Source organism: Tenggerimyces flavus (assembly GCF_016907715.1).
In the GTDB taxonomy this organism is placed as follows: Bacteria; Actinomycetota; Actinomycetes; order Propionibacteriales; family Actinopolymorphaceae; genus Tenggerimyces; species Tenggerimyces flavus.
Genome location: NZ_JAFBCM010000001.1, coordinates 2,956,443 through 2,979,546, shown reverse-complemented (window position 1 = coordinate 2,979,546; position 23,104 = coordinate 2,956,443). Strand labels below are relative to the sequence as shown.

The 23,104-nt window shown below is 68.0% G+C and carries 25 protein-coding genes and 1 tRNA gene; 12 read left to right on the top strand and 14 right to left on the bottom strand.

The genetic code is table 11. The annotated features are described in order from the left end of the window. Positions 1–58 precede the first annotated feature (58 nt). Entirely contained in the window at positions 59–1,042 is a 984-nt protein-coding gene (locus JOD67_RS14000) for an ABC transporter permease (RefSeq protein WP_205117880.1), read from the bottom strand. Between the two features lie 15 nt (positions 1,043–1,057). Next, on the bottom strand, positions 1,058–2,734 hold the full coding sequence (locus JOD67_RS13995) for an ABC transporter substrate-binding protein (RefSeq protein ID WP_205117879.1): 1,677 nt from the start codon (positions 2,732–2,734) through the stop codon (positions 1,058–1,060). A 230-nt stretch (positions 2,735–2,964) separates the two neighbouring features. Here JOD67_RS13995 and JOD67_RS13990 point away from each other — a divergent pair, with 230 nt between their 5' ends. From JOD67_RS13990 to JOD67_RS13980, 3 genes are all read left to right on the top strand, one after another. Next, positions 2,965–4,134, top strand: a complete 1,170-nt coding sequence (locus tag JOD67_RS13990) for an ROK family transcriptional regulator (RefSeq protein ID WP_205117878.1) — start codon at positions 2,965–2,967, stop codon at positions 4,132–4,134. A gap of 26 nt (positions 4,135–4,160) precedes the next feature. Further along, on the top strand, positions 4,161–4,799 hold the full coding sequence (locus JOD67_RS13985; RefSeq protein ID WP_205117877.1) for a GNAT family N-acetyltransferase: 639 nt from the start codon (positions 4,161–4,163) through the stop codon (positions 4,797–4,799). A 306-nt stretch (positions 4,800–5,105) separates the two neighbouring features. Further along, entirely contained in the window at positions 5,106–5,717 is a 612-nt protein-coding gene (locus tag JOD67_RS13980; protein WP_205117876.1) for a phosphotransferase, read from the top strand. Here JOD67_RS13980 and JOD67_RS13975 read toward each other — a convergent pair. Beyond that, positions 5,707–6,597 (bottom strand): TIGR01777 family oxidoreductase, encoded by an 891-nt coding sequence (locus JOD67_RS13975; RefSeq protein WP_205117875.1) that lies wholly within the window; start codon positions 6,595–6,597, stop codon positions 5,707–5,709. The two genes, JOD67_RS13980 and JOD67_RS13975, sit on opposite strands and share 11 nt — an antisense overlap. A 1-nt stretch (position 6,598) precedes the next feature. Next, complete coding sequence (locus JOD67_RS13970; RefSeq protein ID WP_205117874.1) at positions 6,599–7,060, bottom strand: hypothetical protein; 462 nt, start codon at positions 7,058–7,060, stop codon at positions 6,599–6,601. Between the two features lie 39 nt (positions 7,061–7,099). On the opposite strand from JOD67_RS13970, the gene JOD67_RS13965 reads away from it, so the two are divergent. From JOD67_RS13965 to JOD67_RS13945, 5 genes are read left to right on the top strand one after another with little or no spacing between them, the layout of a single operon-like run. Beyond that, on the top strand, positions 7,100–7,531 hold the full coding sequence (locus JOD67_RS13965; protein WP_205117873.1) for a hypothetical protein: 432 nt from the start codon (positions 7,100–7,102) through the stop codon (positions 7,529–7,531). Between the two features lie 41 nt (positions 7,532–7,572). After that, the gene (locus JOD67_RS41165; RefSeq protein WP_205117872.1) at positions 7,573–8,067 is read left to right on the top strand and encodes a methylated-DNA--[protein]-cysteine S-methyltransferase; all 495 of its coding nucleotides are present in this window, start codon (positions 7,573–7,575) and stop codon (positions 8,065–8,067) included. 12 nt (positions 8,068–8,079) lie between these two features. After that, positions 8,080–8,673 carry a sulfite oxidase-like oxidoreductase gene (locus JOD67_RS13955; RefSeq protein ID WP_205117871.1) on the top strand — a complete coding sequence of 198 codons (594 nt, stop codon included), beginning with the start codon at positions 8,080–8,082 and terminating at the stop codon, positions 8,671–8,673. Next, a complete protein-coding gene (locus JOD67_RS13950; protein ID WP_307782388.1) occupies positions 8,670–9,380 on the top strand; it encodes a ferredoxin reductase in 711 nt (236 codons plus the stop codon). The genes JOD67_RS13955 and JOD67_RS13950 overlap by 4 nt, the downstream gene beginning before the upstream one ends. Then, complete coding sequence (locus JOD67_RS13945) at positions 9,380–9,643, top strand: DUF6510 family protein (protein ID WP_205117870.1); 264 nt, start codon at positions 9,380–9,382, stop codon at positions 9,641–9,643. Before JOD67_RS13950 ends, JOD67_RS13945 begins: the two co-directional genes overlap by 1 nt. Here the strand turns inward: JOD67_RS13945 and JOD67_RS13940 are convergent. Then, positions 9,612–10,157: a hypothetical protein gene (locus JOD67_RS13940; protein ID WP_205117869.1), complete on the bottom strand. Its 546-nt coding sequence runs from the start codon at positions 10,155–10,157 to the stop codon at positions 9,612–9,614. The two genes, JOD67_RS13945 and JOD67_RS13940, sit on opposite strands and share 32 nt — an antisense overlap. After that, positions 10,154–10,753, bottom strand: a complete 600-nt coding sequence (locus JOD67_RS13935; protein ID WP_205117868.1) for a TetR/AcrR family transcriptional regulator — start codon at positions 10,751–10,753, stop codon at positions 10,154–10,156. Before JOD67_RS13935 ends, JOD67_RS13940 begins: the two co-directional genes overlap by 4 nt. A gap of 97 nt (positions 10,754–10,850) precedes the next feature. On the opposite strand from JOD67_RS13935, the gene JOD67_RS13930 reads away from it, so the two are divergent. Then, a complete protein-coding gene (locus JOD67_RS13930; RefSeq protein ID WP_205117867.1) occupies positions 10,851–12,029 on the top strand; it encodes a DUF418 domain-containing protein in 1,179 nt (392 codons plus the stop codon). Between the two features lie 74 nt (positions 12,030–12,103). On the opposite strand, the gene JOD67_RS13925 is transcribed toward JOD67_RS13930, so the two are convergent. From JOD67_RS13925 to JOD67_RS13905, 5 genes are all read right to left on the bottom strand, one after another. After that, the gene (locus tag JOD67_RS13925) at positions 12,104–12,715 is read right to left on the bottom strand and encodes a dihydrofolate reductase family protein (protein ID WP_205117866.1); all 612 of its coding nucleotides are present in this window, start codon (positions 12,713–12,715) and stop codon (positions 12,104–12,106) included. Between the two features lie 81 nt (positions 12,716–12,796). Continuing rightward, entirely contained in the window at positions 12,797–13,636 is an 840-nt protein-coding gene (locus JOD67_RS13920; RefSeq protein WP_239553840.1) for a helix-turn-helix domain-containing protein, read from the bottom strand. 112 nt (positions 13,637–13,748) lie between these two features. Next, a tRNA-Met gene (locus tag JOD67_RS13915) sits at positions 13,749–13,825 on the bottom strand. A 51-nt stretch (positions 13,826–13,876) separates the two neighbouring features. Beyond that, positions 13,877–16,891: a UPF0182 family membrane protein gene (locus JOD67_RS13910; protein ID WP_205117865.1), complete on the bottom strand. Its 3,015-nt coding sequence runs from the start codon at positions 16,889–16,891 to the stop codon at positions 13,877–13,879. Between the two features lie 137 nt (positions 16,892–17,028). After that, complete coding sequence (locus JOD67_RS13905; RefSeq protein WP_205117864.1) at positions 17,029–18,084, bottom strand: YlbL family protein; 1,056 nt, start codon at positions 18,082–18,084, stop codon at positions 17,029–17,031. A 211-nt stretch (positions 18,085–18,295) separates the two neighbouring features. On the opposite strand from JOD67_RS13905, the gene JOD67_RS13900 reads away from it, so the two are divergent. Genes JOD67_RS13900 through JOD67_RS13890 form a run of 3 tightly spaced genes read left to right on the top strand, consistent with a single transcriptional unit; the run spans position 18,296 to position 21,176 of the window. After that, the gene (locus JOD67_RS13900) at positions 18,296–19,426 is read left to right on the top strand and encodes a sugar ABC transporter substrate-binding protein (RefSeq protein WP_205117863.1); all 1,131 of its coding nucleotides are present in this window, start codon (positions 18,296–18,298) and stop codon (positions 19,424–19,426) included. 7 nt (positions 19,427–19,433) lie between these two features. Beyond that, a complete protein-coding gene (locus JOD67_RS13895; protein ID WP_205117862.1) occupies positions 19,434–20,405 on the top strand; it encodes an ABC transporter permease in 972 nt (323 codons plus the stop codon). Then, positions 20,406–21,176, top strand: coding sequence for an ATP-binding cassette domain-containing protein (locus tag JOD67_RS13890; RefSeq protein WP_205117861.1), 771 nt, complete (start codon positions 20,406–20,408; stop codon positions 21,174–21,176). On the opposite strand, the gene JOD67_RS13885 is transcribed toward JOD67_RS13890, so the two are convergent. The 3 genes from JOD67_RS13885 to JOD67_RS13875 form a co-directional block, all read right to left on the bottom strand. Beyond that, positions 21,173–21,364 carry a helix-turn-helix domain-containing protein gene (locus tag JOD67_RS13885; protein WP_205117860.1) on the bottom strand — a complete coding sequence of 64 codons (192 nt, stop codon included), beginning with the start codon at positions 21,362–21,364 and terminating at the stop codon, positions 21,173–21,175. The genes JOD67_RS13890 and JOD67_RS13885 overlap by 4 nt on opposite strands. 105 nt (positions 21,365–21,469) lie before the next feature. After that, a complete protein-coding gene (locus JOD67_RS13880; protein ID WP_205117859.1) occupies positions 21,470–21,895 on the bottom strand; it encodes a molybdenum cofactor biosynthesis protein MoaE in 426 nt (141 codons plus the stop codon). Beyond that, positions 21,892–22,974, bottom strand: coding sequence for an NAD-dependent epimerase/dehydratase family protein (locus tag JOD67_RS13875; protein WP_205117858.1), 1,083 nt, complete (start codon positions 22,972–22,974; stop codon positions 21,892–21,894). The genes JOD67_RS13880 and JOD67_RS13875 overlap by 4 nt, the downstream gene beginning before the upstream one ends. Positions 22,975–23,104: the final 130 nt, after the last annotated feature.

Genomic DNA, 23,104 nt, shown 5'->3' with positions numbered 1-23,104 from the left:
ACCGCGGCCAGGCGGGATGCGAGGTGTCGCGCGCCAGGCGATAGTCAAGAGGCACGGCCTAGGCCCTCACCCTCGTGCGCGGATCGATGACGTACGTCACCGCGTCGGCGATCAGCACCGAGATCAGCGTGGCGGTCGTGATCAGCAGGAACAGCGCCTGCATCAGCGGGTAGTCCTGCCCGGTGACGGCCTGAACGAGGATGAATCCCACACCGGGATAGGAGAAGACGAGCTCGACGAGCAGCGCGCCGCTGATCACGAAGCCCATCGACATCGCGAAGCCGGTGAGGTTGGGCAGGATCGCGTTGCGGCTCGCGTACTGGAACATGATCCGCGTCGACGACAGCCCCTTGGCCCGCGCCATCTTCACGTAGTCCTCGGTGAGCACGCCGATCATCGTGTTGCGCATGGTGAGGACCCAGCCGCCGATCGAGGTGACGATGATCGCGCTCGCCGGCAGTACGGCGTGGGCGATGATCTGCCCGACCGTGGCCCAGGACATCGACAACCCGAGTGTGACGTCGTACCCGAAACCGACCGGCGCCCACCCGAGCACGACCGCGAAGATGAACAGAAGGAGCAAGCCCACAAAGAAGAACGGCAACGCGCCGACGACCGCGAACACCGGTGGCAGCACGCTGTCGAGGATTCCTCCGCGCCGCCAAGCCGCGGCGGCGCCGAGGAACGTGCCGAGCAGGAACGAGATGATCGTCGTGACTCCGACCAGCCCGAGAGTCCACGGCAGCGCGATCGCGATCACGTGCGTCACCGAGTCGGGGAAGTACGTGATCGACGACCCGAAGTCGAACCTGAACACCTGTCCCCAGTAGGCGAAGTACTGCTTCACCAACGGGTCCGTGGTGTTCAGGCCGAGCATGACTTCGAGGGAGTGCCTCGCCGCCGGGCTGATCTGACCCTTCATCCGGTTCATCATCTGCTGGATCGGATCGCCGGGCATCAGCCTGGGCAGCAGGAAGTTGATACTCACTGCTGCCCAGAACGTGACGATGAAGAACTCCAACCGACGGAGCAGTCGGATCATCCTGTGGGCCCCTACCTACTTCGGCTCGAGGTTCAGTAGCACCACACCCCAGTCAGGCTGCGCGTACGGTGCCGGGTTGGCGTACGGGTTCTCAGCAGTCGGCCAGTTGCCGAACCGCGTGGTGTCGGTCTGCGACCAGGAGACGTTCTGCGTCACCGGAATCACCGGCACCTCTTCGAGCATGATCTGCGAGAGCTGCTTGACGATCGCGACCTGCTCGTTCTTGTCGGTCGTCTGGTCGTACTGCTGGATCAGCTGGTCGGTCTTCGGGTCCTTCCACCGTTCGAAGTTGCGGAACGTGTCCTTGCCGATCGGCTGGAAGTACTCGCCGTACATGATGTCGCGGAGCTCGTAGAACGGCGTCGGTCCCGTGGACGCTCCCGAGTAGGCGAGCTGGAACTCACCTTGGGATTTCCGCTGGTCGTACTGCTGCCCGTTGAGGTTCAACGCCTCGAGCTCGATCCCGGCGGCCTTGAAGCTGCCGACGAGCACCTGCACGGACGCGACCCAGTCGGTGAAGCCACCGTTGTTGATGATGCTCAGCTTGAACGGCTTACCGTCGGGCTGTTGGAACATCCCGTCGGCGCCCTTCTTGAAGCCTGCTTGGCCGAGCAGCTCGGCGACCTTCGCCGGGTCGTACTTGTAGCCGGCCTTGTCGACGGCGGCCTGGTCGATCCACTCCTCGAAGGTCGGCGTCGGGATGCCCGCCTGGTTCGCCGGCGGCTGGTAGCCGTACATGCCGTCCTTCGACACCTTCGGCCCATCGGTCGCGTACACCAGCGCCTGCCGGACGCGCTTGTCCTTCAGCAGGGGATCGGTCACGTTGAGCGCGATGAAGACGCTGCCGTTCGGCGGGAACCAGTACTTGCGGTTCGCCTTGTCCTTGTTGACCCAGTAGTTGTCGATGTTCGGGATGAACTGGCCACCCCAGTCGCCCTTGCCCTGTGCGAGATAGAGGTTCGCGGGCTGGTTGTCGGTGAAGGCCGGGTAGAGCACCTTCTCGACCTTCGGCTTGCCGGGCTGCCAGTAGCTCGCGTTCTTCGTGTACGTGATGGCCTGCGGCGTGCACTCGCCCACCTTGTACGGGCCGGTGCCGACCGGTTCCTTCATGAGCTCCTTGACCGGATCGGTGATCGACGACCAGATGTGCTCGGGAAGGATGTTGGTCTGCCCGGCGAGGAAGAAGAACGACGATGTCGAGACGCGCTTGAACTTGAAGACGACGGTCTTGTCGTCGGTCGCGGTCACGCTGTCGAGGACGCCTTCACCCCAGAGGGCATAGGAGTCGGTGGCCTCGTTTTCCTTAGCCAGGTTGAACGTGAACGCCACGTCCTTGGCGGTGAACGGCTTGCCGTCGGTCCACTTCACGCCTTCGCGCGTGGTGAACGTCAGCTCCTTCTGGTCCTCGCTCCACTTGTACTCCGTGGCGAGCCAGGGTTGCTCCTTGCCGTTCAGTGAGTTGATGAAGATCAACGGCTCCCACACCGCGCCACGCGTCTGGCCAGCGGCCGGCGCGAACGGGTTGAAGTTGCACGTCCAGAGGGAGCCGGAGGCGTTGACGATCGCCAACGTTCCCTTTGCTCCAGCATTGTTCTGGTTGCCTGATCCGCCCTGCTGTCCGCCGCAAGCGGCGGCGACCAGGGCGACGACGGACAGTCCCAGGGCTGCCCAGAAGAACCGCGTTCGACGCACCTCGCCCACCCTTTCTGGAGGCTTCCGCTCTACCGACCCAAGGGCCACGGAAGCCCGTGTTTCTGCGTAGAGTGCCGGACCCTCAGGGATTTATCAAGGGTTCTTTCGATAAGACCTTGTCAACTCCGTTTCGATTGGGTATCACGGTTCGCAAGCTGGCGCGTTCGATACCGGAAGGGGGCTCGATGGAGCGACGATCCGCCGGGGCAACACCTCCCTTGCTGCGCAGGATGAACGCAGGTCTGGTGCTCGACACGCTACGCCAGTCGAGCCCGCTGAGCGTGACCGAGATCGGCGTGATGACCGGATTGTCGAGGCCCACTGTCGATGCCGCGGTCGAGGACTTGTCCCGCCTCGGACTGGTGCTTCCCGCCGACGGTTCGACGGTCACGCGGCGCGGCCGTCCCGCGCGGCGGTTCGCGTTCCATTCCTCGGCTGGGTACGTCGTCGGAATCGATATCGGCTACGAAGCGGTGAACGTCGTCGTGAGCGATCTGAACGGCGAGCCGGTGGTCGAGCTGTCCCGCCCGATTCCGTTCTCGGCCACCCGCCGGCGCCGGATCGCGGAGGTCCGGCGGACCGCGTTCCTGGCCGTCGAACGTGCCGGCGCGGCTCCTGCGTCGGTGCTTGCGGCGGCCGTTGCGAGTCCGGGCATCATCGACACGACGTCGGGCCGGGTGATCTTCTGCAGCGCGTTGCCGCACTGGTCGGACTTCGACCTGCGCTCGGAGCTCACGGACGCGTTGGGGTGGCACGTCGAGATCGACAACGACGCGAACCTAGGCGCTGTGGGCGAGCGGTGGAAAGGGCTTGCCCGTTCCACCGGTGACCTGGTCTTCTTCCTCGTCGGCGGCCGGATCGGCGCGGGGATCATGATCGACGGCCGGCTCGTTCGCGGTCATCGCGGCGGGGCCGGCGAGATCGGGTTCCTGGACATGTGGGACGAGGCGCGTACGACGAAGGGCTCGCTGGCGTCGGCCACGGCGGCCACCGTCGCGGAGCTCGTCGGCTGGGGATCCGCGACGCCCTCGCGCGCCTCGCTGCGGGCGCCGTCGGAGGGCGACCTCGAGTGGGGCATCGACACCCGCGCCGTCCTGGAGGCCGCCCGCGGTGGGTCGCGGCGGGCACGGTCGGATCTCGAACGCTTCCTCGCGAGCACGAGCTACGTCCTCGCCACCATGGCGATGCTGCTGAACCCCTCCCTGATCGTCCTGGGCGGCGGCTCAGCGGACGACGTCCTGCTGTCTCCGTTGCGCGACCTGCTCGCCCGCCTCACCCACGACCGCATGTCGGCACCCCCCTCGCTGGCCGCCTCCGACCTCGGCGAACGCGTGATCGCCCTCGGCGCCGTCCGCCAAGCCCTCGACTACGTCGAGTCGCGACTGCTCGATCACCTCTAAGACTTTGCCATCTCTAGACTCTGCGGATGGAGATCCGCACGTTCGCCGAGAGCGACCGCCCATTGATGATGGAGCTCGCCGCTGAGGCGGGCAAGGACGCGTTGACAGGCTCGTTGTGGGGCGATCCGGAGTCGGAGGCGGCGGTCTATCTCACGCCGTACTACACGCTGGAGCCGGAGTCGTTCTTCGTCGCCGTTGTCAACGGCTCGTTGGCGGGCTACTTGGCGGGCTCGCTGGGCACCGCGGTGCCGAGCGAGGAGAAGCGGATGGACGCGGTGATCCGCGAGTACCGCCTGATGTCGCGGAAGGAGTCGCGCGGCTTCTTTATGCGGGCGATGTTCGACTCCGTCTCGTCGACGCTGCTGCGGCGGCCGACCGCCGGCGAGCTGGAGGATCCGCGCTGGCCGGCGCACCTGCACCTCAACGTCGTTCCTTCGGCCCGCGGCACCGGCGCGGCCGCCGGGCTGATGGAGGCCTGGTTCGCGCGGCTTCGCGCCGAGGGCTCCACCGGCTGCTACCTGCAGACGCTGGTGGAGAACGTCCGCGCGGTGCGGTTCTTCACCAAGATGGGCTTCACGCCGCACGGCGACGCGCCGTTCGTGCCCGGCATCCGCGGCCCGAAGGGCGAGAAGCTGCACCAGCAGACGATGGTCTGGAGTCCGTGATCCCGGACCTCACCGGCGCGACCGTGCTGGCCGACGGGCCGAACCGGATCCTCCGCGTCGGCGACACCATCGTGCGCGTCTACCGTTCGGCGGTGACGGCCGAGCGCCTCGCGGATCTCCAGTACGTACGCACCGAGCTTCGCCGGCACGGCCTCCCGATCCCCGCCCTGCTGTCCGATGAGCCGTTCACGGTCGACGGCCGGCTGGCCGAGGTCGAGGAGTACGTCGAGCACGACGGGCGGATGAACACGCAGACCCGGCTGTTCCTGGGCGCCGGGCTGCTCGGGCGGATGCACTCGGTGCTGCGTGAGCTGTCGGTCTCGCCGGCGGGAAGAACGTGCGACTTCGCCAACCACCTCGAGGCTTCCGCGGCACTCGACGGAACGCGCCTCGGCGTTCGCCGGATGCGTTCTTGGGGCCCGATCGGCGTGGGACGCCCACGCCGATCGGGCACTCGCGTTGGCCGAGGTCGTCGCCTCCCGCGAGGCCGACGTGTCGCCGCGGCAGCTCGTGCACGGCGACTTCTGGGACAACAACGTCTTCTTCCGCGGCGAGCGGCTCGTCGCGGTCGCGGACTTCGACTTCCTCGCCGTACGGCCGCGCCTCGACGATCTCGCGTTGACCCTCTACTTCGCCGACAGCCACCTCGGCCTCGACACATGGCGCGAGCGGATGACCCCACTGCGGATGCTGGTCGAGTCGTACGACGTGGCGCAGGACCACCCGCTGTCCGCGGCCGAACGGCTCGCGCTCCCGTGGGCGATCGGGCGGCAGCCGCTCTGGGGGTACGGGCACTGGGTCGTCTCGCTACCGGAACCCGCCGCGCAACGGCACGCGGCCGAGACCGAGCGCGACCTGGACCGGGTGGCCGCGTTGGTACGGGATCCGCGCTGGGCGGAGGCGTTCGTCACTCGCTGAGCGCGGCGCGGAGCATGTCCTCGACGTCGGGGTGCGTGAACGTGAAGCCGGCTTCTCGGAGCCGTTCCGGCAGCACGCGGAGGCCGCCGAAGACCTCGTCCGCGATCCTTCCGAGCCCGATCCTCAGCAGCGCCTGCGGGATCGGGAACGGGAGGGCGAGGCGCGTTCTGAGCAGGTCGCGAAGCAGGCGCATCAGGTCGGCGTTGCGCATCGGGCTTGGCGCGCTGACGTTCACCGGGCCCTCTTCGTCGGCCTCGGCGAGGAAGCGCACGGCCCGGACCGCGTCGTGCAGGGAGACGCAGCTCCAGTACTCATGGCCGGTCCAGAAGCCTCCGGTCAGCCCGAACCGGCAGCCCTGGATCAGGGGTGGCAGCAGGCCGCCGCGACCACTCAGCACCAGGCCGGTGCGCAGGTGGCAGACCCGTACGCCCGCCTCGCTCGCCGGCGCGGTTGCCGCCTCCCACTCACGTGACACCTGGGTCAGCAGGCCGGTCGTTCCCGGCGCGCTGGACTCGGTGAGCACCTCGTCGCCGCGGTCGATGCCGTAGAAGCGGATGCCCGACATCGAGAGCAGTACGTCCGGGCGACTCTTGGCGACTGCTCGCGCGAGGGTCTGGGCCGCGACGACGCGCGTCGAACGGATGGCCTCCCCATACTTTCGGGTCCATCGGCGGTCACCAAGTCCCGCTCCGGCCAGGTTGATCACGACGTTCGCACCGTCGAGCAGACCCGGCGACACGACCATCGGGTCCCAACGCACCTCTTTCGGCCCACGCGGCGGACGACGGACCAGCCGAACGACCTGGGCACCGTCACTTTCGTAGGCCTCGCGCAATGCCGTGCCGATCAGGCCGCTCGACCCGGCGATGACGACCCGCATCTCAGCCCACGCCGACGGCCACGGTCACCACGAGGGCGAGGGCGAACGCGATCCCGACGAGTCCGACCATCGCTCCTGCTCGGAGGCGAAGTGCCCGCTGGTACGCCGGCAGCTCCTCCGCCGTCGCGAACACCCGCGCCGGCCAGTGCCGCCACGACACCTCGACGAAGATGGCGGCAGCGACAGCCTCGAGCACGACCGCCACGGCGAAGCCGACCCGCGCGGTGCCCTGCGCGGCTGCCACGACGCCGAGCCCGCTCAACAGGAGGGCGGCCACCAGCCCCACGACCCGCCACCGGTTCCCCTGCGCGAGCGCGACGAGGAACTCCTCCCGTCGCCCCACGTCCGCGAAGAACTTCGCCACCGCCGGCTGCACCACGAACAGGCTGTAGGTCATCGACCCGAACCAGGCCGCGCCCACGCCGAGGTGGACGATCGCGAACACCACCGACAAGGCGAACATCGGCGCGACTCTACCCAAACCAGTCGATACGTTGCGTGCATGGATCCTGAACTCGTCGTAGCCCTCGTCGGCCTGTTCGCCGCCATCGTCACCGCACTGCGGCCGCGGCTCGGCGGCCTGGACCACCGCCGGCGGCGAATCAGCAACGACCTCGACCTGCTGGACAAGGTCCCGGCGGACATGACCGAGGCCCGCGAACAGCTTGCGAACGTGATCGGCCGCGACGTCGCCCGGCTCGTCCGCAGCGATCTCGAGGAACGCCGCGAGCCCGGCACCGCCCTCTCCGCCGCGGTCGCCACCCTCGCCCTCGGCGCCCTCACCGTCTGGATCGCCCAAACCGACGGCTGGTGGCTCATCGTCGCGGTCGTCCCCGGCCTCGTGACAGCAGCCTGCGCGTACGGTTTCGTCATCTCCCTCCGCAAAGTCCGCCGCGACTCCGCCGGCAACCCGCTGCGCGCCGAACCGGAGTAGCACGACCTCACGAACCCACCCGTCGGGAGCGTCTACTCGATATGACCGCTCACCACACCCACCTCGACACCGAGCTCGGGCAGCTCCTCGTGTCCGCCGACGAAGGCGCGCTGACCGGGCTGTACTTCCCCCACCATTGGCGCATGCCCCCCGCCGAACGTCTTGGCGAGGAGGCCGCCGACCCGCTGTTCGACGAGACCGCGGTCCAAATTGCCCAATACCTTCGTAGTGAGCGCCAGACTTTCGAGCTGCCGATCAGGCTGATCGGCGACGACTTCCAGCAGAAGGTATGGCGCCTTCTGGAGCAGATCCCCTACGGAGTGACCACGACGTACGGCGAGCTCGCCGACCAACTGGGCAACAAGGCGCTGGCGCAGACCGTGGGCAAGGCTGTTGGCGACAACCCGATCAGCATCATCGTGCCCTGCCACCGGGTCGTCGGCAGCGACGGCAGCCTGACCGGGTACGCGGGTGGGCTGCAGCGCAAGCGCACGTTGCTCGAGCTCGAAGAGGGACCATCGGTGCGGCTCTTCTGAGAGCATGTCCGCATGGCCGTGATCAGTCGCGGGTTCGGCGGGCGGCGGCGCCGCGCCGAGGAGGATCTCCCGCCCGGGCAGTACCTCACCGAAGACTTCCCCGTCCTGTCCGCCGGCCCCACGCCGGTCGTCGACACGGCGGAGTGGGAGTTCGTCATCCAGACCGAGACAGGCGCGCGCCACCGGTGGAGCTGGGACGAGCTGCAAGCCCTGCCGATCGAGGAGATCACCAAGGACATCCATTGCGTCACCAGGTGGTCCAAGCTCGAGACCACCTGGCGCGGCGTGAGCCTGGACACGCTCTTCGAGCAGGTCGAGACGGCGTACGACTACGTCCTCGCGCACTCCTACGGCGGCTACACCACGAACCTGCCGCTGGAGGACCTGCTCGACGGCAAGGCGTGGATCGCGTTCGAGTACGACGACTCGCCACTCGCTCCCGAGCACGGCGGCCCGGCGCGGCTGCTCGTTCCGCACCTGTACTTCTGGAAGTCGGCGAAGTGGGTCCACGGCCTGGTGATGCAGACCGACGACGAGCCGGGATTCTGGGAGCAGAACGGGTACCACCTGTACGGCGATCCCTGGCTCGAGCAGCGCTACTCGTGACCACCTGGCGAGCCGCGACCGTCGCCTCGACGGCCAGGCTGACCTCGACCGCGCGGAGCATCGTGCTCGATGTTCCAGGCTGGCAAGGCAATCTTGCCGGACAGCACCTCGACCTGCGACTCACCGCCGAGGACGGGTACCAGGCGGTCCGGTCGTACTCGATCGCGTCGGTCGGTCCTGGTCAGCTGGTCGAGCTCGGCGTGGACAAGGTGGTCGATGGCGAGGTTTCGCCTTACCTGGTTGACGAAGTACGAGCAGGCGACCAGCTGGAGATCCGCGGACCGCTCGGTGGCTGGTTCGTCTGGCGGCCCGCCGACGTCGGGCCTGTTCAGCTCGTCGCGGGCGGCTCGGGGATCGTGCCGCTAGCGGCGATGATCCGCGCGCGGCGGACGTCATCGAGTGTCGCGCCGTTCCGGTTGCTGTACTCCGCGCGTACCCCGGACGACGTGCTGTTCGCCCCCGAGCTCGACAATGCTGGCGACGTCGAGATCACGTTCGCGTACACGCGGCGCGCGCCGGATGGCTTTGCCCGTAAGCCGAAACGGCTCGACCGTACGGACCTCGCCGAGCTGACGCTGCCGCCGGCCGATGACCTGACCGTGTTCGTGTGCGGACCGACTGGGTTCGTCGAGGCGGTCGCGGACGGCCTCGTGTCGCTCGGCCACGATCCCGCGCGGGTGAAGACCGAACGCTTCGGAGGTGCCTGATGCCCGCCCACGTCGACGGCAACGCGCTCGCCGGCCCGATGTCGGAGCTGTTCGCGTTCGACGTCACGGTTGCGACCGCCGTATGTGGCTCGTGCGGCGACAACGCTCATATGGGTCAGGCGATGGTGTACGTGAGCGCGATGGGACATGTCGCCCGCTGCCGCTCCTGCGGCGACGTGCTGATGGTGCTCGTCGAGACGCCGAACGGCACGATGCTCAACGTCCGCGGCCTCACCGGCCTGCGGATCGCGCCGACCGGCTGAGCCTCCGGCCGACGGCGGCGGCGAGGAGGTAGAGCGCCACGGCCGCCAGGACGTGCCAGATCGCATGGCCTTGCGGAACGAGCCTGCCGATCGCCGCTCCCACGCCGAGGACCACGATGGCCGCGACGAGGGTGCCTCGCAGAGCGGGGCGCTTTCGCGCTCGCTGGACGCTGAGGCCGATCGCGACGACGGCCAGCGCGACCTGGACCATCGTCGACGTGTCGTGGCCGATCGCTACGGCGGGGACGACGAACGCGGTCGGGACGAGCCACCAGGCCGGCGAGAGCTTGCGGCGCGTGAGGTCGGACGCCGCGTCCACCGCCACGTAGGCCAGGACGGCGGCGAGCGGGAGGTCGTGGGCGTACGCCTGCCAGCTCGGATGCGGCCCGTGTTGGATGAACGAGCCGATGCCCACCGCCGCGACGAGCAGGGCGAGCGTTCGCTGCCTCCGACGAACGAGGATGGCGGCTGCCGCGACGACGAACGCCAGGCTGCTGATCGCGTCCACGTTCACCTGAACAGCGCGCGGACGTGGAAGGTGACGGTCTCGACCGCCTTCTCGTGGGTCGTCACGCCGATCAGGCAGTGCAGCGACAGCCCGTCGATCAGCGCGACCAGCTCCGTCGCCGCGGCGGCGGGGTCGAGGGGCTTCGTCTCCTTGGCCGAGACCGCGTACGTCAGGATCCGCACGATCCCCTCGTGCAGTTCGTCGTACGCGCGCTTCAGCACGACCGCGAACTCCTTGCGCACCGCCGCTCGGGCGACGAATGCCACCCAGACCCGGGCCTGGCCGAGCAGGTCGGCCTCGGTCCAGAGCGACTGGAGCGCCGATTCCAGGAGCAGGTCCCGGCTCGCGCCGGCGCCCCAACCCGCCGCGCGTTCCCGGTCGACCGCCTCGTACACGTGGTCGACCGTGCGCTCGACCATGTACTCGAACGCGAACCCCAGCATCTCGTCCTTGCTCGCGAAGTAGTGCTGCGCCGAGCTCACCCCGGCCTCGGCGGCGACGTCGCGCATGCTCACGGCCTCGAGGCCATCGCGCGCGGTGATCCGCCACAGTGCCTCGGCCAGCAGCCGGCGCCGTTCGTCGTGGTCGACCTGTTTGGGCATCCGCCTCCGCCTTCTCCGAGTGGTTGCGTTCCATTCTCGGTTATCTTACGATCGTAATAATATTACGATCGTAACAAAACCCTGAGAGGTCGCCACCATGTCCACGACGACGCCTGTCGATCGCGCGCCCGCCGGGCCGCTCGCGGTCGGCCAGCGCAAGCTCGCGCCCGACCTCGCGCGCGGCGCGATGCTGCTGTTCATCGCGCTCGCCAACGCGCACGAGTTCCTCCGTACGACACCCGTGACGATCCGCGGGTACCCGACCAGCCTCGGCCCGCTCGACCAGGCCGTCACCGCGATCCTCATGACCGTGGTCGACGGGCGGGCGTACCCGATGTTCGCCGCCCTGTTCGGCTACGGGATGGTGCAGATCTTCGCCCGCCAGGAGGCGTCCGGACGCGACTGGCGATCGTCGCGGTCGCTGCTCCGGCGCCGCGGTCGCTGGATGGTGGTGATCGGGCTCCTGCACGCGCTACTGCTGTTCGCCGGCGACATCATCGCGGCGTACGGCGTGCTCGCCCTGCTGCTCGTCGGCGCGCTGCGGTCGAAGCTGTCCCGACTGCCCGTCTGGGCATGGATCGCCCTCGTCGCGGGCTCGTTGACGTACGCGATCTTCGCGCTGCCGTTGGGCTTCGACTCCGCGGGCGGGCCACCGAACCCGTTCGGCGGTGAGACATTCGTCGAGGGCATGATCGCCCGTGGCGCGTCGTGGATCGTGACCATGCCGCTGTTCGCCCTGACCGCGATTGCGCCGTTCCTGATCGGCGTGTGGGCTGGGCGCCGGCGGATCCTGGACGAGCCGGAACGGTTCCGTTCGCTGCTGACGAAGGTGTCGACCTGGGGCGTCGCCGGCGCGATCGTGGGCGGCATCCCGCTCGCGCTCGTCGCGGCGCAGGTGATCCCAGTGACGTCGATCAGCCTGACGTACGGACTCGGCGTCCTGCACACGGCGACGGGCTACCTCGGCGGGATCGGATATGCGGCGGCAATCGCCCTGCTGGCAACGCGAATCGGCACTCAGCGCGGGGTGGTCGTCGAAGCACTGGCGGCAACCGGCCAGCGCTCGATGACCAGCTACCTCCTGCAGTCGGTGATCTGGACGACCCTCTTCCTGCCCTACACCCTCAACCTCGGCGCCCACCTCGGCGTCGCCGCCACCGCCCTGATCTCCATCGGCGCCTGGGCGTTGACGGTCGTCCTCGCGGCGCTGATGCAACGCGCTCACCTGCGCGGCCCGTTCGAAGGCCTCCTGCGCCGCCTGACCTACCGCACCTGACAAGGAAGGAAGAAGCCCCGGTCCGAGCGGACCGAGGCTTCTTCCTTCTGTGCACGAACGTCTGACGCAGAACCCTATCGGCGTACCTTGAACCGAAGGTGCAGCACCCGGTCGCCCTGGATGACCACGTGCGGATCCTCCAGCAGTTGCTGCCCATCGATGCTTCCGAAGTAGCGCTTGCCCGATCCGAACACCACCGGCACCACGTCCATCGCCACCTCGTCCACGAGGCCGGCCGCGAGGATCTGGCTGCCCACCTCGCCGGCGTTCACCGAGATGGTTCGCTCCCCGGCGAGTTCCTGGGCCTTGTCGATCGCAGCTGTCACGTTGTCGACGAAGTGGTACGACGCCTCGGGGTGCCAGCCGTCGGGCTTGGGCCGGTGGGACACCACGACCACATGGTCACCCGCGGGCGGCTGACCCTCCCAGCCGTTCACCAGGTCGAACAGGTTGCGGCCCATCACGGTCGCGCCGATCGCTGCCCACATCGGCCGGACGTACTCCGCCGATGCCCTCGAGACCTTGAAGTCGTTTCCCACTCCGGAATGGTCGTACGTCTGGTCGCCGCCTGCGGCGATCAGGGTGTCCCCACTGAAGTACCACTCGTGGAGTGGACCGATGCCGTCGTTCTCGTCAGCGATGAAGCAGTCCAGCGACACCACGTTGTGCATGACTACCCTGCCCACAGGTTCTCCCTCGAGTCTTCTTGCGCGCCGTTCACTCCGATCTTGTCGGCCCGCGAGGCGAGCAGGCATGTAAGAAATCAATCAACGGGCATCGGACCGTGGTCCGGCGGGAACTCTCGCTCGACGGGGAACCGGCGCCGCAAGGTGAGGTACTCCGTCGGGGTGTGTCCGGTGAAGTCCTTGAACTCCCTGGCTGAAATGGGCCCGGTCGAAATAGCCCGCCTTGTGGGCGAGCTCCGACCAGTCGACCGGACGGAGGGCGTCGACAGACAGGATCAGCCGCGCGAAGCGGTAGATCCGCGCCACCCGCTTCGGCGTGACCCCGACAAGGGACTTGAACTGCGCGGCCAGGTGAGTGCCACTCACTCCGGCGGCGTCGGTCAGCGCGCCGACCGGGACCGCGCCGTGGGACCTCTCCAAACGCCTACCGGTCTGTCGGACCAGGTCGAGACCACGAGACGGTGTCTCGGCGAGTCGCGATCGCAGCTCGTCCTCCAACACCCGCAGCGTCTCGGTGGCCGATGCGAGGTCGCCGACCTGGTTGCGCATCCGGTCCAGAGACCGTTGCCAGACGGTGTCGACCGGCACCCATCGGTCCCGCAGCTCGGTCGCCGGGACGTCGACGAACGGCGACATCCCCCAAGGCTTGAAGTGCACCCCGACGAGCCGCACCTGAGCCGGGTAGTCGAAGCGGAAACGCCGGGTCCAGACACCCATGAACCAACCATCGGCGAACACTGCCGGCGGCACCGAAGGGTCGGAGTCCCACAGGCGGACCGGTCCGCCCAGGTTGAGGAACAGGTGCGCCGACGGCATCGGCGGGACGTTCACCCGGCGGTGGCGCGGAACCCCGGTCAGGCAGTAGAGGTCGTCGATGAACCGGTCGAGCGGCGGGGCAGGCACCCGGCCGACGTACTCCATGGACCCAGTGTGGCCGACGAGGGTTTCCGGTCGCGCGGAAGGCGCCAGCCCGTGGCTTCAGGCCGCAAGCAGAACGCCCGTCAGGACTGGGTCCTGACGGGCGTTCCGACTTTGGTAGCGGGGGCGGGATTCGAACCCGCGACCTCTGGGTTATGAGCCCAGCGAGCTACCGAGCTGCTCCACCCCGCGTCGCCTGAGTAAGAGTACGGGGCGATGCCGGGGGAGGCAAATCGGGGGTGGCTAGCCCGTTGCTGGGGTCGCGCTGGGGCCTGGCGACGGCGAGCCGGACGGCCTAGGCGTGCCCGTGGGCGAAGGCGCGGCCTCCTCCTTCTGCTGGGCCGCCACCGCCCGGGCCACGGCGGCCTTGGCCTCCTCGACGGACTTCGCGTACCCCTGCAGGTCGCCCTTCTTCAGCGCCGCGTCGGCAGCCGCGAAGGCCGCGTTGGCCTCGTCCAGCGCCTTCTGGACCTCTGCCGACGGCGTCCCGGTGGGCGGTGGTTGCTCACCGGTCGGCGGCGGCTGCTCGCCGCCGGGGTCCTCGCCCGTGTCACCCCCGGCGTCGCCGGAGAAGAGCTGGTCCAAAGCGGCCTGCAGGGTGTTGCCGACGCCGATCTTGCCGCCGAACGACGCCACGACGAGCTGGAGGACCGGGTACGTCCCCTCACCCTTGCGCTGCACGTAGATCGGCTGCACGTACAGCAGCCCACCGCCCACGGGGAGCGTCAGCAGGTTGCCGTGTTGGATCGTCAGCTGGTTCTGCCGCAGCGGTAACAGCTCACGGGCGACGGCGGGATCGGTCTGCAGCTTGTTCGAGATCTGCGCCGGGCCGTCGATCCGTACGTTCTCCGGCAACTGCAGGATCGAGATCTTCCCGTAGTCGTCCGACCGCGCATCGGCATTGACCGCCACGAACGCGGCGAGGTTCTGCCGGTTCAGGTAGATGTACGTCGACGTCAGCGAGAACGAGGGCTCGTCCTCGTCCGGCATCCGCACCGACAGGTAGTACGCCGGCTGCTTGCGCTGCCCGTCCGCCTTCGTCGGGTCGGCCGGCACCCGCCAACGCTCGGTACCGCCGTAGAACGTCCGCGGGTTCTGGACGTGGTACTGGCCGAGGACCTCGCGCTGCACCTTCATCAGGTCCTCGGGGTAACGCACGTGGTCGAGCAGCTCGTCGGGCATGTCCGCCTTCGGCTCGACCGTTCCCGGGAACGCCTTCATCCACGTCCGCAGCATCGGGTCGGTCTCGTCCCACGCGTACAGGTGCACCGAGCCGTCGAACGAGTCGACGACCGCCTTCACCGAGTTGCGGATGTAGTTGACCTGCTCGCTCGGCTGGCCCACGATCGCCGGCTGCGACGTCAGTGCGTCCGACGTCGCGTCGTCGAGCTCGAGCCGCTGCGAGAGCGGGTACTTGTCGGTCATCGTGTAGCCGTCGAGGATCCAGACGATCCGCGCACCCTCTTTGCCGTTCCCGTCAGGGTCGACGATCGCGGGGTACGGGTCGGAGTCGATCGTCAGCCACGGCGCGACCTTCTGCAGCCGTTCGCGCGGCGTACGGTCGTACAGGATCTTCGACTCGGGGTGGATTCGCCCGGACAGCAGGATGTTGCCGTCCTGGAACTTCGCCGCGTACAGCGCGCGGTTCACGAAGTTGCCGACCGGCACGCCGCCGGCGCCGGCATACGTGTAGTTCGTCTGCGCGTCGGCACCGTCGCCGCCGGGGATGTCGACCTCGTACGGCGTCGTGCCCTTCGCGCCACCGACGATCGAGTAGTGCGTCGACTCCTCGCCGAAGTAGACGCGCGGCTCGTACTTCTCCTCGTCGGACAGGTCACCGCTCGGCGGCAGCCCACCCTCGGCCCACACCGGCGCACCCTCGCTGTCGCGCTGGTTGCCCTTCGCCGCGACGAAGCCGTACCCGTGCGTGTAGACCGTGTGGTCGTTGTTCCAGTTGCGCTGCGCCTCACCGACACCGGCCAGGCTGAGCTCGCGGACCGCGACCACGGTGTCCTGCTTCTTGCCGTCGATCGTGTAGCGGTCGACGTCGAGCGGAGCCTGGAACGAGTAGAAACCGCGCTGCTGCTGCAACTGCTCGAACGTCGGCGTGACGATCGTCGGGTCCATCAGCCGGATGCCGGGCAACGTCTCCGCGTCGCTCTCCAGCTGCCCCGCGGTCGCTGTCGTCTTCGCCGAATATATGTCGACGCTGGCATCGGCGACGTCGTACGCCTGTCTTGTCGCGTTGATGTTGCGCTCGATGTACATCGCCTCGCGGTCGGGCTCGTTCGGCCGGACCGTGAACTGCTGCACGATCGCCGGCCACAGCCAGCCCAGCAGCACCGCGGACAGCACCAGCAGGCCGAAGCCGATGCCGGGCAGGATCCACGTCTTGCGGACGACGTTCGCGAAGAACAGCAGCGCGCAGATCACCGCGATGATCGTGAGGATCGTCTTGGCGGGCAGCAACGCGTTCGCGTCGGTGTACGTGATGCCGGTGAACTCCTGCCTGGACAGGCGGTGTGAGCCGAGCATCAGCGCGTACCGGTCGAACCAGTACGCCACACCCTTCAACAGCACGAAAAGCCCAAGCAGCACGGACAAGTGGCCCTGCGCCGCGTTCGACACCTTCTGCCCCGGCGTCTGCAGCCGGATGCCGCCGTACAGGTAGTGCGCGACCAGCGCGACCACGAGCGACAGCACGACGACCGCGAAGCCGAAGTTGATCAGGAACCGGTACCACGGGTAGTCGAAGATGTAGAACGAAACATCCAGCCCGAACTGCGGATCTTTCTGTCCGAACGCCGTCGCGTTCTGCCACTGCAGGAACGTCTCCCACCGACCAGCAGCGCTGGAGCCCGCGATAAGTGCCAGGATCCCAGCGAGAATTCCGGCGATCAGCTTGCGGTGCGGGTCGATCGCGTCCCGATAACGGTCGAGCGTCTGTTGCTCGTTCGACATCGCGCGGTAGCGCGGCCGCAGCCGGTACGCGATCGCCAGGTTGCCGAAGACCGCGGCACCCAGCACGACACCGAACACGGCGAACAGCAGCACCCGGGTCAGCAGCGTCTTGGTGAAGACACTCGAGTAGTCGATCGCCTGGAACCACAACCTGTCGGTCCAGAAGTTCGTGAAGATCAGGAACAGGACCACCAGCACGACCAACACGACGATGGTCGGTAGGAGGGCCCTACCACGGCCCGTACCGCGCGGGAAGCCTCGGCGGAACGGGTCACGTGGAGCGGAGAAACTGCTCACCAGATCCTCGATTCGACGGTGTCGGTGCTCATGGTTCGTACCGGAAGGCGGCCCGTGCGCTCGAAGCATCGAGCACGCGTAGCCAGACTTCCGGTATGTCCGGGCAACTTAGCGGAGGCCCGCCAAGTTCCCGAAGATCACCCCTGACACGAGGGAATGTTCTTTCCGCCCTTACTCAACGTGGTCAAAGCGTCGACGGCGTCGCGCAGCGTGGCGACGCGGACGAGCTGGATGCCCTTGACGTTGGCCTGCGCGGCGGCCTGGCAGTTGTCGGCGGGAACGAGGAACACTGTCGCGCCCTTGCCGCGGGCGCCGGCGATCTTCTGCTGGATGCCGCCGATCGGACCGACCTTGCCGCTGCCGTCGATCACCCCGGTGCCGGCGACGTGCTTGCCGTCGGTGAGCGGCCCCGGCGTCAACTTGTCCACGATCGCGAGCGCGAACATCGTTCCGGCGCTCGGCCCGCCGATGTCCTGCCCGAGGTTGACCTTCACGTCGAACGGGAACTCGTACCCGTTCGCCGGCGTGATCCCGACCACCGGGCGCTTGTTGGTCGGGTCGTCCTTCGACTCGACCGTGCGGATCTTCACCTCGACCGGCTTGCCGTCGCGGCGTACCTCGAACTCGACCTCGTCGCCGATCTTGTGCTTGGTGATTGCTGCGACGACGTCGTCTCTGGTGTGGACCGGTGAACCGTCGATGGTGACGAGAACGTCACCCGCCTTGAGCTTGCCGACCGCCGGCGCGTCCTTCACGACGGCCTGGACGAGCACCTCGTCGGTGACGGTCTCGCCGACCTGGCGCAGCGCCGCGGCGATCGCGTTCTGCTGCGAGCCGGTCATCTGCTCGGCGTTCTGCTCCTCCACCTGCTGCGGCGTCTGGTCCGGCGGGTAGATGTAGTCGCGCGGAACGACGGCGACCGTCGGGTCGAGCCAGCCGCCGATCGCGCCGAGCAGCTCGAGCTTCTGGTCGGGGCTGGTGACGGCGACCGTGGTGAGGTCGAGCTGGCCGGTCGTGGGGTACGTCTTGTGGCCGTCGACCTCGACGATCGGCTTGCCCTTGATCTCGCCGAGCGTGTTCTCGGTCGGGCCGGGGCTCATCGCGACGAACGGGACCGGGAACAGCCAGGCGACGGCGAGCAGCCCGACGAGCAGGATGGCGGCGATCGCCATCGTGGCGGTACGGCGAGACATGGCGTCAGGGTATGTGACCAGGCTGAGAACGGCGCGCCAGCGGTCCCCTGCCCGGTCGGCGCGGCTCGACGACCGGTCGTCGTCCGAAAGTTTCGCGCCGATTGACAGCCGGTGAGAACGGTCTTACCGTCCGAAGCAGTTCGCATTGTCGAACAGCGTTCGAAATCTCGAACAGGTCCTCGGGGTGTTGCCCTACGGCAAGGAGGCCGCCATGGGAGACATCGATCCACGGGTCGAAGAAGCTGTCGAAACTTTCGGACTGCCGGCGGTCGCCCGGCGCAGGCTGCTGACGGGCGGTGGTCTGTTCAGCGCCGGCCTCGCCGCCTCGGCCCTGCTCGCGGCGTGCGGCCCGGACCAGCAGTCGAACTCCGGTGGTGAGGGGGTCGGGGACTTCCCGAAGACGCCGAAGTGGAAGTTCGTGTTCGTCAACCACGTGACGAGCAACCCGTTCTTCGTTCCCACGCAGTACGGCGCCGCGGACGCCTGCGCCTTGCTGGGCTGCGAGTTCCAGTGGACGGGGTCGAAGACGTCGATCGCGGGCGAGATGGTCAACGCGACGAACGCGGCGGTCTCGGCGAAGGCCGACGGCATCGCGCTCTGCGTCGTGGACGTCAACGCGTTCGCGAAGCCCGTCGACAACGCGCTGGACGCCGGCATTCCGGTCGTGTCGTACAACGCCGACGGCGCGCCGGGCAAACCGGGCACGAACCGGCTCGCCTACATCGGGCAGGACCTGTTCACGTCGGGCGTACGACTGGGCGAACGGATCGCCGAGCTCGTCGAGTCCGGCGAGGTCGTCGGCTTCATCGCGACGCCCGGCCAGCTCAACATCCAGCCGCGCATCGACGGCGCCAAGCAGGCGATCGAGCAGTCCGGCAAGTCGATCACGTTCAACCAGATCGCCAGCGGAGCGGAACTTCCGCAGGAGCTCAGCACGATCGACGCGTACTCGCAGGGACATCCCGACCTGAAGGGGATGTTCGCGGTCGACGCGGGATCGACCGAGGGCGTGGCGAAGGTGATGGCGAAGTACAAGCTGAAGGACAAGGGCGTCGCGTCCGGAGGTTTCGATCTGGTTCCCGGAACTCTCGAAGGAATCAAGAACGGGCACCTGGACTTCACCATCGACCAACAGCCCTATCTGCAAGGTTTCCTGCCGGTACTTTCGCTGTATCTCTACAAACTTTCGGGCGGACTGGTCTCGCCGGCGGAGACGAACACTGGCCTGTTGTTCGTGACGAAGGACAACGTCGATCCGTACCTCACCACGAAGACCCGCTTCGAGGGCTCGGACACCAAGCAGCAGTTGGTCGAACGTTCCGGCGCGATCGGCCACGGGTAGGCCCAGGTTGATCGCGCTGCGCCGGATCGGGGACGAGTTCCTCAAGCGCCGCGAAGCGAGCATCCTGCTCGTGGCCATCGCGTTGATGGCGTACTTCCAGGCGACGACCGGAATCTTCTTCACCGAGAGCAACATCGTCAACGTGTCGCAGTACGTCGCGGCGACGGCGATCATCGCGGCGGGGCAGGTGCTGTTGCTCGTCAGCGGCGAGATCGACCTGTCCGTCGGGAACGTCTACACGCTGGCACCGTTCCTCATGCACTACGCGGTGGACTTCTGGGGCGTTCCGGTGATCCCGTCGATCCTGCTGGCGTTGGTGTTGTCGGCGCTGATCGGGTTGGTGAACGGGTTCATCACGGTGGTGCTGCGGGTGCCGTCATTCGTCACCACGCTCGGCATGCTGTTCCTGATCAGCGGCATCACGTTGATCACCTCCAACGCGTATCCGGTGCCGATCCCGACCGCGGCGGACGCGTTCGCTCCCTGGTTGGGGGCGGCGCCGTGGGCCGAGATCATCTGGGCGTTGCTGATCATCGCGGTGCTCCATGCGGTGTTGACGAGTACGCGTTGGGGGCTGCACACGATCGCGGTGGGCGGCAACCTGCTCGGCGCGTCCGAGGCGGGGATCCGGGTGGGCCGGATCAAGATCGGGAACTTCATGATCTGCAGTGCGCTCGGCGGCTTCGCGGGGATCATCGAGGCGTTCCGGATCGACTCGATCGACCCGACCGCGGGCGGGACCGGGATCATGTTCGCGGCCGTGGCGTCGGCGGTGATCGGCGGTACGGCGCTTGCCGGCGGATCGGGCACGATCATCGGCGCGCTGCTGGGCGCGGTCGTGCTGGGCGTGCTGCGGGACGGGTTCAACCTGATCGGAGTCGACGCTTACACGTTCGACCTGATCATCGGCGCGGCCATCCTGCTGGCGATGATCTCGAACGTGCACCTGGCTCGATTACGACGAGCGGGGAGAACGTAGATGGCCGCGGACGTTCTGACCGTGTCGCACGTGGCCAAGCGCTTCGGCGCGGTGACCGCGCTGCGCGATGTCAACCTGCGCTTGGCAGCGGGCGAGGTGCTCGGGCTGATCGGTGACAACGGGGCGGGCAAGTCGACGTTGATCAAGATCCTGTCGGGCTTCCACCAGCCCGACTCCGGAACACTTTCGCTCGACGGGGTGGAAGTTTCGCTGCGCTCGGTCGACCATGCGCGCTCGTTGGGGATCGACTGCGTGTACCAGGATCTGGCGTTGGTGAACGAGCTCTCGGTGTACCACAACATGTTCCTCAACCGAGAGCTCGTTCGCTGGCCACTGCTGCGGAACCGTTCGATGCGTACGCTGGCGGCCCAACACCTCGCGGACATGGGCGTGTCCGTACCGTCGGTCGACGTCGAGGTGGCGAAACTTTCGGGCGGCCAACGCCAGGCGATCGCCGTCGCCCGCTCGGTGTACTCGTCGGCCCGGATCCTCTTACTGGACGAGCCGTTGGCCGCGATGGGCGCCAAGGAGGGCGCGCTGATCCTCGACCTCGTACGCCGGCTGAGAGATCGCGGCGACGTGTCGATCATCATCATCGCGCACAACTACGCCCAGATCCTCGAGGTCTGCGACCGCGTGAACCTCCTCCAGCACGGCGAGATCTCCTACGACGTCCCCAGGTCACGGACGTCCGTGCAGGAGCTGACCGACCTGGTAGTGGCCGAGTACCGGCAGGCCAAGCACCGTCAAAGCGACACGAGCGGAGGCTAGGCCGCGGACGACTTCGGATCGAGTCGGACGACGAGCTCGGCCTCGAGCGCTCGGGCAAGACGCTCCAGCAACGGGATGGTGGGGACCGTGCCCCCAGCCTCGAACCGAGCCACTGCCGGCTGCGTCATCTCGGCCGCGCGGGCAAGCTCGGACTGCGTCCAGCCCCGGGCCCGACGGCAAATGATCATGTTTACATGATCATTTGCCGCTCTACGTGGGATGCACCCCGTGTCAAGCACCCGCTCACCAGGTAAAGCGGCGTCGGTGCCCGTCCGCCGACACCGCCTCTATAGCTAGGGGCTGCCGACCCATTCGTCGGAGCCGTCGGTGAAGCGTTGGTGCTTCCAGATCGGCACGTTCGCCTTGAGGTCGTCGATCAGCTGCCGGCAGGCCGCGAACGCCTCGCCCCGGTGCGGTGCGGACACGGCCGCGACCACGGCGAGGTCGCCGATGCCGAGGTCGCCGACGCGGTGCACGGCGGCCAACGCAGTGACCGGGTGGGCGGCGGACACGGCTTCGGCGACGGACTGCAGCACGGCGGCCACGGTGGGGTGGGCCGAGTAGCCGAGCTCGACCACCGACTTCCCGGAGTCGAGGTCGCGCACCGTTCCCACGAATACGCACGTCCCACCAGCGGCGGGATCGGCAACGGCGGCCAGCACCTCATCGACAGACAGCGGCTTCTCCCGTACGTCCAACAACCGGATGACCGAGCTCACACGCCGCCTCGCTTCTTCCGCCGCGCCCGCCGCACCACGGCGGCCGCACCCAGCAGGGCCACGGTCGCGCCGGCAGCGCCCAGGGTCGCCGTCTCCGTACGACCGATCCGCCGCCCCAGCGCCGTCGTACGACCAGCCACCGCCTCGGCCAGCACCGAGCAAGCCGTCAGATTGTCGAACGTCGGCGTCCACCCAGCCGTACGCAGCCGCGCCGACGACACCACCCACGGGTGCGAGACGTACGCCAGATCCGACGCGGGCGCCGGCGTCAGCCCCAGCCGGTGCAGCCGCTCGGCTGCCCCGAAGGCCAGGCCTTCGGGCAGCTCCAGCCGCGGCAGCCCGAACAGCTCCTCGACCTCCGCCTGCTCCAGGAACCCGTCACACCCGCACGTCACCGCGCCCGAGACCCGTCCCAGAGCGGCAAGAGCGAGCGCGGACACCAGGTCGTCCACATGGCAGAACTGCCAGATCGGCTTCGTCCCCCGGATCACCAGCAGCCGCGCCGCCTCGAAGTGCCGGGTCAGGAACGAGTCCACGCCTGGGCCGACGAGCAGCGACGGGCGTACGACGGTCACCGACAGCCCCGGGTGAGCCCGCGGCGCCCGTCGCGCCAGCCACTCGATCTCGAGCAGGTCGCCGACGATGCCCTCCGGACGCGCCCGCAGCGGCCCGTCCTCGTCCAGCGGGATCGGGTTGTCCGCCGCCGCGCCGTAGACCATCGCCGAGGTGCACAACACCACCCGGGGAACCCCCGCCGCAGCGGCAGCCGTTAACACGGTCTGAGTGCCGCGAACGTTGCGCGCACTGCGCTGCCGAGCGTCAGAGTCAGGTGAGAGGTCGAGGTCGAGATGTACGACGACGTCGCAGCGCGCGATGCGCTGTGCCACAGCGGGGTCTCGTACGTCGAGAACCCGCCAGTCCACCCCGTCCAGATCGCCCCGCCGCTCGTCCACGCCGATGACTCGCTTCACCTCGGCGAGCCCGGTGAGCCGCTCGGCGAGGGCACGGCCCAACCCCGTCGCGGCGCCAGTCACCGCGACGGTGAGACCTTCGCCACGTCGCGAAGGACGGCGCGTCATGCTCCGAGTGCTGCGCCCTGGGCGAACTCGGGTGGGTTCATCGCTCAGCAGGTCTCCCACAGAGCTAGGTTGGACATATGAACAGCTCCTCCCGGACCGCTGTGACGTTACCCCTGGCAGCGTGCACATG